Genomic DNA, 18,944 nt, shown 5'->3' on the forward strand with positions numbered 1-18,944 from the left:
GACCAACACCCTGGGCTTGCGCTGACATTGCGCAAGGGCGGTCGCAAGCGTTTGCGTGCCCTGCGCGCGACTCTCGAGGATGCGCTGCTTCTTGGCTGCGCTCCAGCGGCCGGTAATGGTTTCCCCGGCCAGATGCAACACGGCGTCGAAACCTTCGAGCCGTTCGCCGGCCATCGCGCCAGCAGCGTCCCAGGGAATCTCGGAGTCATCACGCGGCCGCGCTCGCACCAGGCGCGTGACCTTGGCCCCGGCCCCCGTGAGGAGGGGACAAAGAGCGGAGCCGATGAACCCCGAAGCTCCGCTGACCAGGATCTTCCAGCCCGTAATTGCGCTCGCGGCCACTGGCTTCGGCCCCCAGACTAGGGAATGTTAGCGCGAAATCGGGATGTCCAGTGCGGGCAATAAGTCGGAGGAAACATCTGCGTTTTCCGCAAGTTACAGAAACCTTCAGCCGCCGCATTTTGTCGTCAACACTTGTCTATATGTAAATCATACTTGACAATATGACTTGCATAGTTTACTTTTTCCTTGCCGTTGAACGTAGCCGGGAGGAGTCATGAACCAGCCAATCCGTTTAGAGCGAACCGCCGAGGTGGGCCAGTTGATGGTATGGGCTGCACTGCTGGGCGCCGGTTATGCAGCAGCGACGACGGCCACGCTTGCCTGGCTCGCGTTCGCGATGTGGATGGGAGGAAGTTATGGAAAAGTTTGCTGAGGCGTGTGCGGGTGTCTCGCGTCGCGACCTGACGTGGAGCATCGTGTGGGAAGTGCTGTTTGCCGTGGCTTACTCCGGAGCCGCGTTGATTACCCGCAACTTCGATCTCTCGGTGGCCGCCAAGGTGGCGGTCATTCTGACGCCGGTGCCCTTTTTCGCGCTGTTTCTGCTCGCTGAGGTGCGAATGTTGCGGCAACTGGACGAGATGCAGAAGCGGATTCAGTTGGAGGCGCTGGCGTTTGCTTTCCCCTGCGGTCTCCTGTTGCTGATGACGCTGGGACTGCTGCAGCGCGTGATCACGCTGCCTCCGGAGGATTGGGGCTATCGCCATGTCTGGCCGCTGGTTGCGCTCCTCTATTTCGTGGGCCTATTCATTGCCCGGAGGCGCTACCAATGAAGAACCGGCTGCGGGTCTTGCGGGCGGAGCGCGACTGGTCGCAGGCGGAGCTGGCCGAACGCCTGGGCGTTTCCCGGCAAACGGTCAACGCCATTGAAGTGGGCAAGTACGACCCCAGCCTGCCCCTGGCCTTCGCCATTGCGCGTTTGTTCGGTCAGGCGATTGAGCAGATTTTCGAGCCCGACGGCAGCTGGCCGGGCGGACCAAGGGTTCCAGGTTCGACCTAGGGCAGAAGAATCTGGAGGCACTGTCAGCGGCCTGGCACTCGCTATAATCAGGCATGGCGACGCTGCGCCATCAGATCGCCACCAACGTCCTGACGGTCACGAAGTTCCGCGACCTGCTGAAGAAGGTCCGCGCCTACCGGCCCAACGACGACCTCGAGATCATCCGCAAAGCCTACGATTTCTCCCTCAAGCTGCACACCGGGCAGTCGCGGGCATCCGGCGAGCCCTACCTGGTGCATCCCTTGTCCGTGGCCACGGTGCTGGCCGACCTGAAACTGGACGCCACCTCCATCGCCGCCGGGCTGCTGCACGACGCCATCGAAGACACCACCGTCACCGCCACCGAGATCCGGCAGGAATTCGGCGAGCAGGTGGCGCACATCGTGGAAGGGGTCACCAAGATCAGCCAGATCGACTTCGCCAACCGCGAGGAGCGCCAGGCGGAGAACCTGCGCAAGATGATGCTGGCGATGGTGGACGACATCCGCGTCGTGCTCATCAAGCTGGCTGACCGCCTGCACAACATGCGCACCCTGGAGCACCTGCCGCCGGAGCGCCGGGAAAAGATCGCCAGGGAGACCCTGGAAATCTACGCGCCTATTGCTCACCGCCTGGGCATGGGCAAGCTGCGGGGCGAACTCGAGGACCTGGCCTTCCAATACGTCGATCCCATCGCTTACGACCAGGTAAAGCGGGCGGTGGAAAAGCGCCGCAAGCAGGGAGACCAGTTTCTGGAGCAAGTGGTGGAGGTCATCCGCGAGAAGCTGAAGGAGAACGGCATCGAGGCGAAAGTGGACAGCCGCATCAAGCGCCTCTACAGCGTTTCCCAGAAGCTGCAGCGGCAAGGCATCCCGGTGGACCAGGTGTATGACCTGCTGGCGGTGCGCATCATCACGCAGAGCGTGAAGGACTGCTACGCCGCGCTGGGCATGATCCACAACCTGTGGCGTCCGGTGCAGGGACGGATCAAGGACTTCATCGCCATGCCGCGGCCCAACCTTTACCAGTCGCTGCACACCAGCGTGATCGCGGAGAACGGCACCCCGTTCGAGGTGCAGATCCGCACCGAAGACATGCACAAAATGGCCGAGGAAGGCATCTCCGCTCACTGGAAGTACAAGGACGGGGCGGTGCCGGCGCGCGACGAAGAACGGCTGGCCTGGCTGCGGCAACTGGTGGAGTGGCAGAAAGAGGCGCAGGACCCCGCCGAATTCCTCTCCACGCTGAAACTCGACCTCTACCCGGAAGACGTCTACACCTTCACGCCCAAGGGCAAGGTGGTGATCCTGCCGCGCGAAGCGACGCCGGTGGACTTCGCCTACGCCATCCACACCGAAGTGGGCCACACCTGCGTGGGAGCGCGGGTGAACGGGCGCATGGTGCCGCTGCGGACGCGTCTGCGCTCCGGCGACATCGTGGAAATCCTGACTCAGGCGGGGCACAAGCCCAGTCGCGACTGGCTCACGTTCGTGAAGTCGTCGCGGGCGCGCAACAAGATCCGCCACTGGCTGAACGTGCACCAGCGCGAGCGGGCCATCGAGATCGGACGCAAGCTGATCGAGAAGGAAGCGCGCAAGTACCGCGTCGCGCTGAAGGGAGTGGAGGAGAAGCAGTTCGAGCAGGTGGCCTCGGATTACGGCCTGGGCCGGCCAGAGGATCTGCTGGCGGGCATTGGATACGGCAAGTTTCCCGCTCGGCAAGTCCTCGCGCGGCTGGTGCCGGCCACCGCCGAGCCCGCCGAAGCCCCGGCGGAAGAGAAGCCCGGGGCCTTCACCAGCGTCATGCGGCGGGTGTTCGGCGGCGACTCCGGAGCCATCAAGGTCAAGGGGCAGGGCGACCTGCTGGTGTACCGCGCCCGCTGCTGCAATCCCATCCGCGGCGAGGAGATCGTGGGCTACGTCACCCGCGGCAAAGGGGTGGCTGTGCATGCGCGGAGCTGTCCCAACGTGACCAACCTGCTCTACGAGCCGGAACGGCGGATCGACGTGGAATGGGCGCGCGAAGGCGCCGCCGCCTACCCGGTGAAGCTCACCGTCTTCTGCGATGACCGCCCCGGCATGCTGAAGCAGATCACCGCCATCATCAGCGACGAGAACACCAACATCCGCAACATCGAAGCCCGTGCCGCCAACAGCCAGGCCACCATCGATATCGTGCTCGATATCGACGACCTCAAGCACCTGGAGCACCTGATCACAGCCCTGCGCCAGGTGGCCGGCATAAGAGACGTGCAGCGGGTGCAGAAGCTGTGATTTGCCGCGGATGAACGCGGATCAACACGGATGGATTGACCAATATTCGAATTGAAGAATTGCTGAATTGACGATGGATTGGTTCATTGAAGATTGATAGTGGCAATCCTCAGTGAAGAAATGATTCAATCGTCAATTCTTTGTCACTCTCAAAGGAGCTTTGCCCATGAAAGTCACGGTTTCCACCAGCGATGCACCCCGGGCCATCGGGCCCTACTCGCAGGGCATCAAGGCAGGCGGGTTCGTGTTTGTCTCCGGACAGATCGCCATCGATCCGGCCACCGGCACCGTGATTGCGGGCGATATACGGGCGCAGACCGAGCGCGTGCTCAAGAACCTGGCCGCCATCCTGGAGGCCGCGGGCAGCAGCATGGAACAGGTGGTGAAGACCACCGTGTTCATCAAGAACATGGAGGATTTCGCGTCCATGAACGAGGTCTATGCGCGGGCGTTCGATCTGGAGCCGCCGGCGCGCGCCACCGTCGAATGCTCCAAACTGCCCAAGGACGTGCTGGTGGAGATCGACGCCATCGCCGAGGCGTGAAATCCCCTCCGGGCGCCATAACCACCCGGGAACTGTCACGTCTATTCCTTCGTATCTACAGGCCAGGGAAGAGTCCGCCTTGTAGGGGGGTGTCCGATGAGACCCATGACAGCGCAGGGGCTGTGCCTTCTCGCCCTGCTCGTGGCTGCGACCAGCGCGCAGGCCGACCAATGGACCAAGACCTATGCGGTGAGTGGCACGCCGGAACTTCGCATGGAAACCGGCGACGGCAATCTGCATGTCAGCCGCTCTGAACACAGGGAGATCGCGGTTCGGGTGGAAACCCGCAACTGGACGATCGGTGAGGGCGGCCTTCGTGTGGAGGAGCGTCAGAACGGGGACCGGGTGGAGGTGTTCCTGCACTTTCCCCACCGAGTGCACTTCAGCTTCGGAATCGACCGGCCGAAGCGCGTGGACATCTGGGTTCAAGTGCCGCGTGATGCGAATCTCGACCTGCACACCGCCGACGGCAGCATCGAGCTGGAGGGCATCCGCGGCGATTTGCGGCTCGACACCAGTGATGGGCATGTGGAGGCCGACGATGTGGACGGCAACGTGCGCATCCACACCGGCGACGGTCACGTGCGGGTCCGCGGCCGCTTCGACATCCTCGAAGTCCGCAGCGGTGATGGACGGGTGGAAGCCACCGCTCTCGCCGGCTCAAAGCTGGCCGCGGGCTGGAGCCTGACCACGGCCGACGGCAGTATGGAGCTCGTGGTCCCCAAGGACTTGGCCGCCGATGTGGAGATTCATACCGGAGACGGTCATGTGGACACGGACCTGCCCATCACCATCGCCGGGCGCTGGGGCGGCCACGATTTGCGCGGCCGATTGAATGGCGGTGGACCTCCGCTGCGCCTGCGCAGCGGCGACGGCTCCATCTATCTGCGAACCGGCGGAACTTCTGGAAGCTTGTGAAGGCTCTTTCGTCCTTCGAGCAGGCGTAGAAAAAGCCTCCGCATCAGGAGGCTTTTCTGCTGCGGGAATCGCTAGGCCTTGACGACCTTGCCGCTGCGCAGGCAGGCGGTGCAAACGCGCAGACGCCGGGTCGCGCCCTTCACGCGCGCATGGACCGGGCGCAGGTTGACGTTCCAGCGCCGCTTGGTCACGTTGTGGGCGTGGCTGATGTTGTTGCCGAAGCGCGGCCCTTTGCCGCACAGGTCGCAAACCCTTGCCATGGAGCACTCCAGGAGAGATCAGGACTGGCCCAACAAAGTATTGATTTTAGCAGATTCCGCGCTATCTTCCCAAGACATGGACCCGGCGCGAGAGAGCTTCCTCAAGACCATCGGTTGGAGCATGGCGGCGGGATTGATCGCGGTGATCCTGTACGCCATCGGGCTGATCTTTATGTCGGTCACGGATACCAAACAAGCGCAAGAGGTGGGGGCGAGCCCGCAGCTTTACTTTTACGTCGGCTCGGCGATGGTATTCGCGCTGGTCACCGGCCTGGTGATGCTGGGGATGATGTTGCTGCGCTGGCGGAAGCAAGCCAAAAGCACCCACAGAGCCGCAGATGCGCCGAGAGATTGACGATCGGTTCGTTGATTCATGGACGGCCTAGGGCTGCGGCGTGGCCATCTTCAATGAAGTAATGAGTTCACCCTCGCCTTTTTCTGTCCGCACGCTATGCGATACTGAGGTCATGCCCGCCCTCATCCAGCCGAAGAAAGTCCAGGTGAACCTTACGGCGGGCACCGGCATGGAGATCGAGTGGCAGGACGGCCACCGCTCCAGCTATACCTTTCCCTACTTGCGCGACGCCTGCCCCTGCGCAACCTGCGACGATGAGCGCTCGCGCGCCGGTCGCGAGCCCGGCGAACCGCCCAAACCGGCGCGGGGAGCGCTGCCCATGTTCCGCGAAGCGCCGCGCGCCGAGCACGCCGAGCCGGTGGGGCGATACGCCATCCGCTTCACCTTCCACGACGGCCATCAGCACGGCATCTATTCCTGGGAGTACCTGCGGGACGTTTGCCCGTGCGCGGAATGCAAGGCACGGCGAGAAACCGCCGGCTCCGAGCCGGGCCCCATGGTCTCCACGCGCCGCGGGCCGGCGGTAAGGAAGCCGTAGCGTGGCGCTGCTCGACGACCTGAACCCGCGCCAGCGCGAGGCTGTGGAAGCCACCGAGGGGCCGCTGTTGATCCTGGCGGGCGCGGGCAGCGGCAAGACGCGCGTCATCACCTATCGCATTGCGCACCTGATCGAGAACCTGGGCGTAGCCGCCGACTCCATCCTGGCCGTCACCTTCACCAACAAGGCGGCGGCCGAGATGGCGGCACGCGTGGAGCAACTGGTGGGCGGGCACACCCTGGCCCGGCCGCTGATCTCCACCTTCCACTCGTTCTGCGTGCGCGTATTGCGCCGCGACATCGAAGCCTTGGGCGAGGGTTATCGCAAAGACTTCGTCATCTATGACGAAGACGACCAGGAATCGGTGCTGAAGGCGGCCATGAAGCGCCTGGGCCTCGATGCCAAGCAGATGCCGCCGCGCGGCGTGCTGGCGCGCATCTCCTGGGCGAAGAACCACATGCGCGACCCGCAGGATGTGTTCCTGGGTTCGTCCGACCCGCGCGCCGAGCGCACCGCCCAACTCTACGACGTCTATCAGAAGGAATTGAAGAAGGCCAACGCGCTCGATTTCGACGATCTGCTGCTGGTGGCCGAGCGGCTGCTGCGCGAGCGTCCGGAAGTGCTGGCGCAGTACCACCGTCGCTTCCGCTACCTGCTGATCGACGAATATCAGGACACCAACCGCCCCCAGTATCTGCTGATGCGCTTGCTGGCCACGGCTCACCACAACGTCTGCGTCGTCGGCGACGAAGACCAGTCCATCTATTCCTGGCGCGGCGCCGACATTCGCAACATCCTGGAGTTCGAGGACGATTTTCCTGAAGCCAGGGTCATCCGTTTGGAACAGAACTATCGCTCGACCGAGAACATTCTGGACGCGGCCTCGGCCGTCGTGGCCAACAACGTCAAGCGCAAGGGCAAGACGCTGTGGACGGCGCGGCAGGGCGGCGCGCGCCTGGGCTTCTACGAAGCCCCCGACGGCGAGAATGAAGCGCTGTTCGTCGCCGACTGCATGGCGCGATACCTGCAAGAGGCAGCCACGAGCGGGGATGGCGAGCCGCGCGCGGCGGTCCTCTACCGCACCAACTCGCAGTCGCGGTTGCTGGAAGAAGCCATGCGCCGCTACCAGATCGCCTACCAGGTGGTGGGCGGTTTTTCCTTCTACGAGCGCGCCGAGATCAAGGACCTCGTCGCCTATCTCAAGCTCATTCATAACCTCAGCGATTCGGTGGCGCTGCTGCGGGTGATCAACACGCCGCCGCGCGGCATCGGCAAGACCACGGTCGAGACCTTGGAGCGGCTGGCGCTCGAGACCGGCATGGCGCTGTGGGACGCCGTCGGGGAAGCCATCGAGCAACGCCTGCTGCCGCCGCGCGCGCTCAGCGCGCTGGCCGCTTTCCGCAAGCTGATCGAGCAGGGGCGGGTGATGTTCGAAGGCAAGGGAAACGACGGAGACACGGAGACACAGGAAAATTCGACAGCGGCTTCCGTTGCCGACCTGTTGAAGTTCCTGATCGACCAGACGGCGTACATCAAGCAACTGGAAGAAGAGGGCACGCCGGAAGCGTTCTCACGCGTGGAGAACCTGCGCGAATTGGTGAACGCCGCCATGGACTCGCGCGATCGCGGCGAGACCCTGGGCGAATTCCTGGACCACGCCGCGCTGGTCAGCGACACCGATACCTACGATCCCCGGGGCCGCGTGACGCTGATGACGCTGCACTCGGCCAAGGGGCTGGAGTTCGCACTGGTCTTTCTCATCGGCATGGAGGAAGGGCTGTTCCCGCACTCGCGCACGCTGCTCGATCCCGACCAGCTCGAAGAAGAGCGACGCCTCTGTTACGTGGGTATGACGCGCGCCATGGACCGGCTCATTCTGACGCGGGCGCTGTATCGCCGCCGCTACGGCACCGAATTGCCCGAGGCCAGCCTGCCGTCGCGCTTCCTGGACGAAGTGCCGCCCAAGCTGCTGGAAGACCTGGGTTCGCCGGCCCGCAGCCGGGGCGAGCGGCGCCCATCCGAAGCGCAATACGACTACGCCTATTCGCAGGAGGTCGCGGAGGACTGGGACTCGCCGCGGCGCAGCCGTCGTCCACGGCCGCCGGCTTACTCCGGGCCCACCTACAACTCCATCGAGAACATCGCCGAGTTCTTCGCTTCGCGCGGCAGAAAATTCACGCTGCCGAAGGAGGGGACGAAGCTCGCTGCCGAGCCCACCGGCAAGCGCGGCTTCCGCCCGGGACAGCGCGTGCGTCATCCCAAGTACGGCGAGGGCACGGTCTACAAGCGCGAAGGAGAAGGCGAGGACGCCAAGATTACGGTACAATTCCCCGGCTTTGGCCTGAAGAAGCTGGTGGAGAAGTTCGCGCAGCTTACCAAGGCCTGAGACCCACGCACCCAGCACAAAGGACTCATGAATACCAAGGCACTGTCGAAGGAAGAGCGCAAAAAGAAGAAGCGGGACGCTCGCAAGAAGCGCAAGGCGGAGCATCCCAAGCCCAAGCGCGATTACGACCGGGGTTCGAAGAAGCGCAAGGTCAAGAAGATGGTGCGCGGCACTTCGAAGCGCTGACGCGCATCGGGTGATCGGGTCATCGGATCATCGGGTCATTGGGCCGCGGTTGTGTCGGGTTGCAATGATTCAATGATCCGATGATTCAATGATTCAATCTCAAGGAGCCACTCCTTCTGGCCAGCCAATACTTCGCCAAGAAGTCCATTGACAAGCTGCTGGCGGATGCCGAGCGGCCTGAGACCCGGCTGAAGCGCACGCTGGGTCCCGTGGCCCTGGCCTCGCTGGGCATCGGGGCGGTGATCGGTACCGGCATCTTCACCGTCATCGGCACCGCCATAGCCGGCCAGAAGTTCGAGGCGCAGTCGGTGCTGCACGCGCCGCTGCTCGAGTACCTGATCTACGGCTCGCCCACCTTCGGCCGTCCCGGCGCCGGGCCGGCCATTGCGCTCTCCTTCCTGCTGGTCGGCGTGGTCTGCGCGTTCGCCGCGCTGTGCTACGCCGAACTGGCCTCCATGATCCCCATCGCCGGCAGCGCCTACACCTACACCTACGCCACCATGGGCGAACTGGTGGCCTGGATCATCGGCTGGGACCTGATCCTGGAATACGCCGTCAGCAACATGGCTGTGGGCGTGGGCTTTTCCGAGCACCTGGTGAACCTTGGGGACCTGGTGGGCGTCCACTTCTCGCCGCGCTGGACCTACCCTGCCTACCTGCCCTCGGGCAGTGAGCACTTTGACCCCGGCTGGCACTTCGGTTTCAACATTCCCGTGTTCCTCACGCTGATGGTGCTGACCATGGTGCTGGTGCGCGGCATCCGCGAGTCGTCGGAAACCAACAACGTGATGGTGGCCCTGAAGATCATGGCCATCCTGGTGTTCGTGGGCTTCACCGCGCGCTTCGTGAGTTCCGAAAACTACACGCCCTTCGCGCCCAATGGATGGCCGGGAGTGCTCACCGGCGGCGCCATCATCTTCTTCACCTACATCGGCTTCGATTCGGTCTCGACGGCGGCCGAGGAGACGCGTAATCCCAAGCGCGACCTGCCCATCGGCATCATCGCCACACTGGTGATCTGTACCGTGCTCTATCTGGGTGTGGCCGTGGTGCTCACCGGCATCGCGCACTGGGAAACGCTGGGCAACGCCGCCCCGGTGGTGAACGAATTGAAGCGATTGAACCTGCCCTGGGTGCGCACCGTTGTGCTGTTCGGCGCCATGATGGGCATGCTCTCGTCGCTCCTGGTCTTCCAGCTGGGCCAGGCGCGGGTGTGGTTCGCCATGTCACGCGACGGCCTGCTGCCCAAGGCCTTCGGCAAAGTGCACGCCAAGTACCGCACGCCACACGTCTCCACCTGGGTGGCAGGACTGGTGGTCGGCATTCCCGGAGGACTGCTGGACATCGGCACCCTCGCCGACCTGTCGAACATCGGCACGCTCTTCGCCTTCGTGCTGGTAGCCATCGGAGTGCTGGTGCTGCGCTACCGCGATCCCGACCGCCCGCGTGGCTTTCGCGCTCCCGGAGGGCCGTTTGCGCCCATCATGACCATCCTCTGCTGCCTGCTGCTGATGGCCGGGCTGCCCATCATGAACTGGATCCGGTTTTTCATCTGGCTGGCCATCGGCCTGGTGATTTACATCGTGTACAGCCGGCGGCACAGCGAGTTCGCCAGGCTGAAATAGGCCCAACCGTACCTCGTATCCTGTCTCAATCTCAGACTGAAGTTGTGTTCCCGCCGCTGCTGACCAAGCTAACTTATTGATTCCCAATCAGGTTGTCTTTGGCAATTGGCTTGCGACCGCCAGGAGGATGGCTGCCGCTGGCGGCAGCAGTCGTCGTTATCAAAGGAGGTCGCGGTGGAACAGAGACTGAGGACTGAAAACCAGTTCAAGTCCGGCGCGAACTGGTTCTTTTGGATCGGCGGGCTTTCGCTGATCAACACCATCGTTGGGCTGACCGGAGCCCAGTGGGGATTCATCATCGGCTTGGGCATCACCCAATTGGTGGACGCGATTGCCCAAGGCACGGGCGCCGTGGGTACGGTCGCTGCCGTGGTAGTGGACTTGTTCGTCGTGGGCGTGTTTGTGCTGTTTGGCGTGTGCGCCCGCAAGATGCAGACCTGGGCATTCGTCGTGGGTATGGTGCTCTACGCCCTCGACGGTCTGCTGTTCTTGCTGGCCATGGACTTTCTGGGGATCGGTTTCCACGCCTTTGCGCTCTACCAGATTTATCGCGGGCTGGCGGCGCGCAACGAACTGAGTGAAGCGCCGGCTGCGGCTCGGCTGCAGACTGCACCGAGTTCAACCGTCTAGGTAGTCGGCTGCCGGGCTCGGGGCCGTCGAGGCTGCCCGCTGAGTTTTCGCCGAATTCGCGAGCCACCTGGACTGCGGCGTCAGGTAGAATCTTGCGCTCGTGCCGACGACCGCCTCGCCACCCTCAGAGTACATCCTCGCCTTGCCCAAGGCGGAGCTCCACCTGCACCTGGAAGGTGCGGTCGAGCCGGCAACGCTGGTCGAACTCAGCCGCCGGCATGATGCCGAGCCGCTCGATCTGGCGGCCGTCGCCCGCCTCTACGAATACCAGGACTTCTACGGCTTCCTGATGGCATTCAAGGCAGTCTCCGACCGTCTGTTGGAGCCCGCGGACTACGAGCTGATCACCTACCGCCTGATGGAACGCCTGCGGGCGGAGAACGTGGTGCATGCCGAGGTCTATGTCAGCGTCGGCGTGTGCCTGCGCCGGGAAATGGATTTCGACGCGGTCTTCGACGGGCTGGAGCGTGGACGTGAAGCCGGCGCGCGTGAATTCGGCGTCTCCCTCTATTGGATCCTCGACTTCGTGCGTCAATGGGGTCCGGAAGCGGGCATGAGGGTGGCGGAAAAGGCGGTCGAACTGCGGGGCCGCAACGTCATCGGCATCGGGATGGGCGGCGATGAGCGCCAGGCTGCGCCGGAAATCTTCCGTGAGGTTTACGAGTTTGCCGCGGCGCACGGCCTGCGGCGCACCGCGCATGCCGGCGAGGCCGCCGGGCCGGAGTCCGTGCTGGGGGCGCTGGATTGCCTGGGCGCGGAGCGCATCGGCCATGGCCTGAACGCCTGGCACGACCCGGAACTGGTCGCGCGCCTGGCCCGCGACCAGGTGCCGATCGAAGTGTGCGTCACCAGCAACCTGCGCACCGGCTGCCTCAAGGCGCTGGAGATGCATCCCGTGCGCCAATACTTCGACCGCGGCCTGCTGATCACGCTGAACTCCGACGACCCGGCCATGTTTCACACTTCGCTCGCCCGCGAATACCAGCTCGCGCAGGAAGCATTCGGATTCACCGACGGCGAACTGCGCCGGCTTGCCGCCAACTCTTTCCGGGCATCGTTCCTGCCGGAAGAGAAGAAACACGCGTACTTGAAGAAGCTGGACTGAGCCGTGAGCTACGACCTTTTCTTTTGCCGCCGCGAGACATTGGACCTGAACTTTGAGGGAGTTGCCTCGTGGGCGATGCATCAGCACCGTTTCCAGAGGCCTGCCGAGACTCAGCTCTGGTATCAAAACGAAGACACCGGCGTCTACTTCAGTCTGGACTACACCCCGGCATCGGAGCGAGAGTCTGGCGAATCATCTGTTCCGACGGGCTACTTCGACCTGGGACTGGCTTTCAACCTTAACTATAATCGACCCTCTTTCTTCGCCTACGAGGCCATGCCTATCATCGAGGGCCTTGCATCACAATTTTCCTTGTTTGTTGTCGATCCGCAGGACCCCGAATCAGAAGGTACTCCGAAAGTACCCCAAGCCACCCAACTCATTGAGACATGGAAATCCAGTAACGCTGAAGCACTCGGGGTGCTCAGTGGAGATCCGGAGCTCTCTGAACAGCGACTCTACATGTCCGAAGATAAGTCACTGGCCTTCTGGAGGTACATGCGAAGGAAGCATGAGTGGGACATTGAGCTGGAGTCGGAAGATGTGTTCGTTCCCAAGATCATGCTGGTTCGAAAGAGAAAGTCTCACGATGTCGGAAGGCTCATCACGTGGGCAATGGGTGTACACATGCTCGTTCCGGATTGCGAATGGATCGCAATCGGCCGGCCGCGAAAAGGCTTCGGAAAGCTGCTGAAGAAATACGACACGACGTACGTCGGCAGTAACACCGTGTTTAACAGTGTTGGTGGACTACTGGAAGAGTTCGTGCCTGACGGATCAGTCAAGCGGTTACGTCCCGAACTGGTACCGCAAGTGGCCGAATTGCTCGCGGGGATTCCAGCAGAAATATCTAAAGATGACTTTGAAGGGGTTGCGCCCGATGGCTTCGTGGATAGGGAAGCCCCTGAGGCTCCGAGTCCTTTGGCGGTTTGACATCGGCCTCGACGCACCGGTACTTTGACCATCTTTCCATGCGGCGGCCTCTGCTCATCCTGGTGCTCCTGTTCCTGCCCATCGTGCTGGCCGCGCAGAAGAAGGTAAGAAAGCCGCCACCTCTGCTGGTACTGACCAACGTCAACGTGGTCGACGTGACCAGCGGCTCCGTCGAGCCGCGCTTGAACGTGTTCATCCGCGACGGCCGCATCGAGGCCATCGCCAAGCGCGCGCTCATCCAGGCCAGCCGTAATGTGCAGGTGGTCAACGCGGACGGCAAGTACCTGATTCCTGGCCTCTGGGACATGCATGTGCACACCGCCATCCGCTCGGAAGCGGAGTCGCTGCTCCCCTTGTATCTCGCTTACGGTGTAGTGGGCGTGCGTGACATGGGCGGCGACTTCGACCGCATCCGGCACATGCGCGAAGAAATTGCCGCCGGACGCGTGCTCGGCCCCACCATCGTATCGCCGGGGCCGTTCGTCGACGGACCCCAGCCCGAACCCGACTCGAACTTCCTGCCGGTCGCTGACGCGGCTGAGGCGCGCGCCGCTGTGCGTGACCTGGAGGCCCGCGGCGCGGACTTCATCAAGGTGCAGGCCGGACTCAGCCCTGAGGCCTACCGCGCGATGGCCGACGAAGCCAAGCGCATCGGCATCGCCTTTGCCGGGCACGTACCCGAGTCGGTGAGCGCCGTGGAAGCCAGCGACGCCCGCCAGAAGAGCATCGAGCACCTGTCGCCGGCCCTGCCTGGCGATGCCGCCATCCTGCTGGCCTGTTCCGGACGTGAAGAAGAACTGCGGCGCGACTTGCTGGCCTTGCGAGCGCCGGACCTCAAACCGGAAGAAGCCCGCGCCCGCACCCGGGCGCTGCAGGCGGACCTGGTCTCCAGCTACAGTGAGGCGAAGTGCGACCGCGTGGTGGCGCGACTGGCACACAATCGCACCGTGGTCGTTCCCACGCTCATCTGGTCCGTTTCCATCCGCCCGGCCTCGCGCGCCGACACGATCGGCGAGCTGCCCATGCAGTATGTGCCCACGAAGCTCCGTGAACGCTGGACCACCGCGCGCCGGAGCTTTTTGGAGAGCGCGCCTGACGAGACTTTTGCGCTCAACCAGAGAATGGCCGAGATGGCGGAGAGACTTACCGGCCGGCTCCACCGCGCCCGAGTCACGCTGCTGGCCGGAACGGACAACTTCGACGCCTTTGTGATTCCCGGCTTCAGCCTCCATCAGGAGCTGGAACTGTTGGTCCGCTCCGGCCTCTCGCCGGCGGACGCCTTGCGGGCGGCGACCGTGCACGCCGCTCGCTTCCTGGGGCGGCACAACGACACCGGTACGGTGGCGGCCGGGAAGCGAGCCGACCTGGTCGTGCTGGACGCCAACCCACTCGAGGACATCCGCAACACGCGCCGAATCTCCGGCGTAGTCGTCGCGGGAAACTACCTGCGCCGCGCGGACCTGGACAAGATGCTGGCGGACCAGGAGAAGGCGGCTGCGGGCGCAGCAGGAAACTAGGAGGGAACCTACTCGATCTGTACCAGTTGCGGCGAACCTGCTCCGGCGGGTGGCGGGAACGTCTTGCGTTGTGGGGCGCGGAAGAAGTCCAGATACGACACCTGGTGGACGCAAGCCACGGTGCACTGCGGCGCGCAGGATTTCTCCGTCCGGTACTCACGCCGGATATCCTCCAGCGTGTACTCCTCCAACGGCTTGGCCGGATAGCCGCGCTGTTGCGAACAGTAGTGCACCAGGCCGTCCTCGGCCACGTAGAGATAGCGTGCACCGGCCCGGCAGCGCCAATCGTTCGGCCGTCCCAGCGCCAGGTTCCGCTGGAACTGATTGAAGCGCGCGTAGCTGGCCTTGCCCCACCCCATGATGGTCGAATACGCCTTGCGCTCGTCTTCCGTAAGCGGCTGCAACTGCCCGTCGTGGTCGTGAATGATGCCCACGGTGGAGGTCAATCCCAGCTCCAAGGCGCGCCGCGCGATGACCAGGGCGTCATTCGGGTTGCGGATGCCGCCCCCCACCACCGAATTGATGTTGACGTGGAACTCGGCATATTCCGCCAGGAGCTGCAGTTTCTTGTCCAGCACCTTCAGGCTCTTCTTGGATACGTCGTCGGGGTTGACGTTGTCGATGGAGATCTGCAGGTGCTCCAGGCCGGCGCGGTTCAGCCGCGCGATGCGCTCCTCGGTGAGCAGATACCCGTTGGTGATCAGCCCCGCGATCATGCCGTGATGACGGATGCGCCGCAGGATGTCATCCAGTTCGGGGTGCAGTAGCGGCTCGCCACCCGAGATGCAGGTGATGGAAGTGCCCAGTTCCGCCAGCTTGTCGATGCGCCGGTGGATCACCTCCAGCGGCACCGGCTTCGAGACCGCATCGTACTCGTTGCAGTAGGCGCAGGACAGGTTGCAGCGCCGCATGGGGATCACATGGGCGAGCACGGGATGGTCTGTCGAAACCAGTCCCTTGAGGATCATCCCCACTTCGCGCGAAAGGCGGTGCGCGCGCAGCGCCTGGCGCTTGATTTTGAGAGCCGTCGTCGGCATTCGCGAATGGGTAATTAGAACATAACCCCGGTCCCGACGCTGAAACTAACAGCTTTGTTCGGCGGGATTTAGGGGGTAAACGGCCGCCTGGGGCGTTCCAACGGCCTTAACGGAAAAGGGCCGCGAAGCCCGCTCGCACCAGCGTCACCAGGATGTACCACCCGAAGACTACGCCCAGGGTGGTCCCCCTGTTCATCTTGCTGACGCAGGAAAACCCGATGCCCGTGAGCACCAGCATCCAGATGATCACCACGTCCAGCGAGCTGGCCAGCGAGTACAGCACCGGCGACTCGGCCGGGTTCATGAAGTACGCCGGATTGGTGGCCACCGGGTTCTGGACGATGAAGCCCTCCGGATCCACGCCCGCCAACATGGAGATGATCCCGAGCAGACTGTGCGCGATTCCCGGCAGCCCCGCATGGAAAACCACCGCCAGGGCCACCTTGAAGGGAACTTCCGCCCCCACGCCAAAGTTGAAGGTCGCCATCAGGACAGCGGCCACAACCACAAAGAAGATCAAGCCGAAAAAGGGGACAGCGAACGAGATCACCTTGGTGATGGTGACCGAGAGCGCCATCTGGCGCGCGCGCTGCTCCGGCGGCAGCTTCTCCAACTGCTCGGCCCGCTTCCCCGCCATCTTGATTTGGTTCTCCGACACTTGCTCGAAACCGATCTTCTGTGCCATGACCGCCACGAATATCCATGACAGGATGGCCGTGAGCACCCAGGGCGCGATCCATGTGGTCCATGTCGCGTGGTGCTTCAGGTCCCTAAAGGTCTCGCTGGGGGCGATGAAGGTGTTGATGATCCGGCCCATGGCGGAGAGCTTCGCCGGCGGCTGAGCCTCGGGAACCACCGCGGCCGTACTCATGGTGCCTCCTGGAACCAACGAAAATTCCGCGCGCGATTCTAAACCCGCAGGTAGCCGGTGACAACGGGCTCACACGCTGCCCGCCACCTCAACTTCCGGTGTTGCTTCGAGCAGAGAGCGGGTATAGGAATGCGCCGGGCTGGCGGTGATCCGCTCGGTCTCGCCCGTCTCCACGATTTTCCCTCGATGCATCACCGCGATCCGCGTCGCCAGGTAGCGCACGACGGGGATGGCGTGCGAAATAAAGAGATAGGTAAGGCCGAACTCGCGTTGCAGCCGGGCCAGCAGGTTGACGATTTGCGCTCCCACGCTGACGTCGAGCGAGCTGACCGGCTCATCCGCCACCAGGAAACGCGGCCGCAGGGCCAGGGCGCGCGCGATCCCGATGCGTTGCCGCTGTCCGCCCGAGAACTCATGCGGATGCCGTCCGCGGGCCGAGTCATCCAGGCCGACGGCGCGCAACAGCTCGGCCACGCGCCGCCGCCGGGCCTCGCCGGTTGCGCCGCTCAAGTCGCCGTCGCGCTCCAGCGCCCGGCGGTGAATGATCAGCGGTTCCGCCAGGATCGCCTCCACGGTCATGCGCGGGTTGAGCGAGCCGAAGGGGTCCTGAAAAACGATCTGCATGTCGCGCCGCAGGCGGCGCAACTCACTACCGCCTGCAGCCAGCACGTCATGCCCGTCGAAGTGAACGCGCCCCGCCGTGGGTTCGATGAGCCGCAGGATCAACCGGCCCAGGGTGCTCTTGCCACAGCCGGACTCGCCCACCAGCCCGAGCGTCTCGCCCCGCTCGATGGAGAAAGAGACGCCGTCCACGGCGCGCACCTGTCGCCGCGCCCCGCCGCCGAACGCCGATTCCTCCAGCGGGAAGACTTTCGCCAGGTCATGGACTTCTACTAAAGCCATGTACGCGTCGCCCTTCCACAAACGAGAAACGAGAAGCGAGAAACGGTTACTTCCTTGCCTTGGCGATGGCTTCGATCAACTCATCCACGCCTCCCGCGCCGCGCAGCGTCTGCTCCCGGTCCGGCGTCAGCGAGAAAGTCACGCCGTGCTTCTCCACCAATTGGGCGACGCGCCGCGGCGAAACTCCTCCTTCCAGAAGGTCGAGCACATCCTGCAGGCTGAGCCCCGCGGCAGTTTTTTCCACCGCGGTGAGTGGCGCGAAGATCTCACCCGTCTGCTCATGCTCGTAGCGAGCGGGCCACGACATGGGCTTGTATCCCCGGCGGCGCAGCACGAATTCGCGATTCCCGAAAGGTATGCCGCGCAGCACGATCTCCCCGCTGTCGAGATCCGTCGTTCCCCAGGGCACCCCATCGATGACGACTTCCACCCCACCCGGGTCGGTGACGATCTTTTGCGTGGTTCCGGGCGATTTCACCTCGCCGGGCTTGTCGCCCATGGCCATCACCTTCTCGAAGTCCCCCGCCGCCAGGGCGATGCTGTGGACGGGAACCACGTCCGTCGGCTGGTGCCGGCCCAGGACCACCTTCGCAGCCGGCAGAACCGCGAATTCCTGCGACTTGCCGTTGCGGAAGACCAGGGTCAGGGTCTCCGAAGGCGACTCTTTGGCTTCCGTGATCTCGGCCCGCGCCGAAGTGAAGCTGTGCTTCACCGCCGCCGGCCGGACCGCCTGATAGCGCACCCGGTCACGCGAGAAGTACAGATAGCCGTAACAGTTCGTGGCTCCGTGAAGGTGCGCCACCGGAAAGCGCACCACAGGATTGGGACGTTTGGGGCGGGGTTCCTCCTCCTGGGCAGACCCGTGCGCGCCGACCAGGATGATGGTCGCCAGAACCAGACTCCGGATCAACCTTCTTTTCATTTCCGTCTCCGCAGCACTTCCTGCTCCGTCTGCCACGCCCGCCGCACCCGCCGCAGCGCTTCCTGCACCGCCGGGTCGTCGGGGTCGATGCGCTCGGCGCGCTCCAGGATTCGAATGGCCTCCTCGTAATTACCCGACTGCGCTTCGCGCTTGGCGCGCGCCAGCATGGCGTGCACCTGCTTCTGCTGCCGTAGCTGCCGCTCGGTTTCGCTCAGGCCCGGCGCTTGTGGGTCGGCTGTTCCATCGAACTCCTGCGCCGAACTGGGCGCCTGCATGGCGTCGCTCGCTGCGGAAGGATTCGGCGGCGAAGTAGTCGGCGATTGGGCCGCCGGGTTGGCCGGGACCTGCGTCATCGGCTGCGTTCCTTCGGTGGATTCGCTCCCCGAATGGCGTAGTCCGACGGCGGCCAAGCCAATGACGATCACCACCACAGCAACGCCCGCCGCAATCTTCGCCGTGTTCGACGTCGCTGCTTTGGCTGCGGGCGCCGCGGGCGCAACGGGCGCGGCCGGTGGGGGCGTGGTCCTTCCCGGTCGAGACATGTGGGCCGGAGTGATCGGCGGCGTGGTGTACATCTGAGTTCCGCCGCTGGCGGGCGTGGCCCGCAGGGTGGGCGGACCCAG

At 63.8% G+C, this 18,944-nt stretch carries 21 protein-coding genes; 14 read left to right on the plus strand and 7 right to left on the minus strand.

Translation table 11 applies throughout. From position 1 onward, the window contains the following. A partial coding sequence (locus VLE48_08110; protein HSA92959.1) for an NAD-dependent epimerase/dehydratase family protein occupies positions 1–342 on the minus strand: 342 nt, incomplete at its 3' end. A 356-nt stretch (positions 343–698) separates the two neighbouring features. Here VLE48_08110 and VLE48_08115 point away from each other — a divergent pair. From VLE48_08115 to VLE48_08135, 5 genes are all read left to right on the plus strand, one after another. Beyond that, positions 699–1,112, plus strand: a complete 414-nt coding sequence (locus VLE48_08115) for a hypothetical protein (protein HSA92960.1) — start codon at positions 699–701, stop codon at positions 1,110–1,112. Beyond that, positions 1,109–1,339, plus strand: a complete 231-nt coding sequence (locus VLE48_08120) for a helix-turn-helix transcriptional regulator (GenBank protein HSA92961.1) — start codon at positions 1,109–1,111, stop codon at positions 1,337–1,339. Before VLE48_08115 ends, VLE48_08120 begins: the two co-directional genes overlap by 4 nt. A gap of 53 nt (positions 1,340–1,392) precedes the next feature. Further along, positions 1,393–3,591: a bifunctional (p)ppGpp synthetase/guanosine-3',5'-bis(diphosphate) 3'-pyrophosphohydrolase gene (locus VLE48_08125; protein HSA92962.1), complete on the plus strand. Its 2,199-nt coding sequence runs from the start codon at positions 1,393–1,395 to the stop codon at positions 3,589–3,591. 166 nt (positions 3,592–3,757) lie between these two features. After that, positions 3,758–4,135, plus strand: a complete 378-nt coding sequence (locus VLE48_08130) for a RidA family protein (protein ID HSA92963.1) — start codon at positions 3,758–3,760, stop codon at positions 4,133–4,135. A 96-nt stretch (positions 4,136–4,231) separates the two neighbouring features. Beyond that, entirely contained in the window at positions 4,232–5,053 is an 822-nt protein-coding gene (locus tag VLE48_08135; protein HSA92964.1) for a DUF4097 family beta strand repeat-containing protein, read from the plus strand. A gap of 71 nt (positions 5,054–5,124) precedes the next feature. Here the strand turns inward: VLE48_08135 and rpmB are convergent, their stop codons facing one another. Further along, the gene (rpmB, locus tag VLE48_08140) at positions 5,125–5,313 is read right to left on the minus strand and encodes a 50S ribosomal protein L28 (GenBank protein ID HSA92965.1); all 189 of its coding nucleotides are present in this window, start codon (positions 5,311–5,313) and stop codon (positions 5,125–5,127) included. A gap of 76 nt (positions 5,314–5,389) precedes the next feature. Here rpmB and VLE48_08145 point away from each other — a divergent pair, with 76 nt between their 5' ends. The 9 genes from VLE48_08145 to VLE48_08185 all read left to right on the plus strand — a co-directional run bounded on the left by VLE48_08145 (position 5,390) and on the right by VLE48_08185 (position 14,588). Then, entirely contained in the window at positions 5,390–5,668 is a 279-nt protein-coding gene (locus tag VLE48_08145; protein ID HSA92966.1) for a hypothetical protein, read from the plus strand. 112 nt (positions 5,669–5,780) lie between these two features. Further along, positions 5,781–6,206 carry a DUF971 domain-containing protein gene (locus tag VLE48_08150; protein ID HSA92967.1) on the plus strand — a complete coding sequence of 142 codons (426 nt, stop codon included), beginning with the start codon at positions 5,781–5,783 and terminating at the stop codon, positions 6,204–6,206. A gap of 1 nt (position 6,207) precedes the next feature. After that, positions 6,208–8,592 carry a UvrD-helicase domain-containing protein gene (locus VLE48_08155; GenBank protein ID HSA92968.1) on the plus strand — a complete coding sequence of 795 codons (2,385 nt, stop codon included), beginning with the start codon at positions 6,208–6,210 and terminating at the stop codon, positions 8,590–8,592. A gap of 27 nt (positions 8,593–8,619) precedes the next feature. Then, complete coding sequence (locus VLE48_08160; protein ID HSA92969.1) at positions 8,620–8,778, plus strand: hypothetical protein; 159 nt, start codon at positions 8,620–8,622, stop codon at positions 8,776–8,778. Between the two features lie 209 nt (positions 8,779–8,987). Continuing rightward, entirely contained in the window at positions 8,988–10,403 is a 1,416-nt protein-coding gene (locus VLE48_08165; protein ID HSA92970.1) for an amino acid permease, read from the plus strand. A gap of 174 nt (positions 10,404–10,577) precedes the next feature. After that, a complete protein-coding gene (locus VLE48_08170) occupies positions 10,578–11,033 on the plus strand; it encodes a hypothetical protein (GenBank protein ID HSA92971.1) in 456 nt (151 codons plus the stop codon). Positions 11,034–11,133: 100 nt separating this feature from the next. Further along, complete coding sequence (add, locus tag VLE48_08175; protein ID HSA92972.1) at positions 11,134–12,138, plus strand: adenosine deaminase; 1,005 nt, start codon at positions 11,134–11,136, stop codon at positions 12,136–12,138. Between the two features lie 3 nt (positions 12,139–12,141). Then, the gene (locus tag VLE48_08180; protein HSA92973.1) at positions 12,142–13,071 is read left to right on the plus strand and encodes a hypothetical protein; all 930 of its coding nucleotides are present in this window, start codon (positions 12,142–12,144) and stop codon (positions 13,069–13,071) included. Positions 13,072–13,109: 38 nt separating this feature from the next. After that, a complete protein-coding gene (locus VLE48_08185; protein ID HSA92974.1) occupies positions 13,110–14,588 on the plus strand; it encodes an amidohydrolase family protein in 1,479 nt (492 codons plus the stop codon). Positions 14,589–14,596: 8 nt separating this feature from the next. On the opposite strand, the gene VLE48_08190 is transcribed toward VLE48_08185, so the two are convergent. From VLE48_08190 to VLE48_08210, 5 genes are all read right to left on the minus strand, one after another. Further along, positions 14,597–15,625, minus strand: coding sequence for a radical SAM protein (locus VLE48_08190; GenBank protein HSA92975.1), 1,029 nt, complete (start codon positions 15,623–15,625; stop codon positions 14,597–14,599). 106 nt (positions 15,626–15,731) lie between these two features. After that, positions 15,732–16,496, minus strand: a complete 765-nt coding sequence (locus VLE48_08195) for a YIP1 family protein (GenBank protein HSA92976.1) — start codon at positions 16,494–16,496, stop codon at positions 15,732–15,734. Between the two features lie 69 nt (positions 16,497–16,565). Beyond that, on the minus strand, positions 16,566–17,399 hold the full coding sequence (locus VLE48_08200) for an ATP-binding cassette domain-containing protein (protein HSA92977.1): 834 nt from the start codon (positions 17,397–17,399) through the stop codon (positions 16,566–16,568). Positions 17,400–17,445: 46 nt separating this feature from the next. Beyond that, positions 17,446–18,321 (minus strand): hypothetical protein, encoded by an 876-nt coding sequence (locus VLE48_08205; GenBank protein HSA92978.1) that lies wholly within the window; start codon positions 18,319–18,321, stop codon positions 17,446–17,448. Then, a partial coding sequence (locus tag VLE48_08210; protein HSA92979.1) for a tetratricopeptide repeat protein occupies positions 18,318–18,944 on the minus strand: 627 nt, incomplete at its 5' end. The genes VLE48_08210 and VLE48_08205, both read right to left, overlap by 4 nt.

The organism is Terriglobales bacterium (genome assembly GCA_035454605.1).
Lineage (GTDB): Bacteria > Acidobacteriota > Terriglobia > Terriglobales > Acidobacteriaceae > DATMAB01.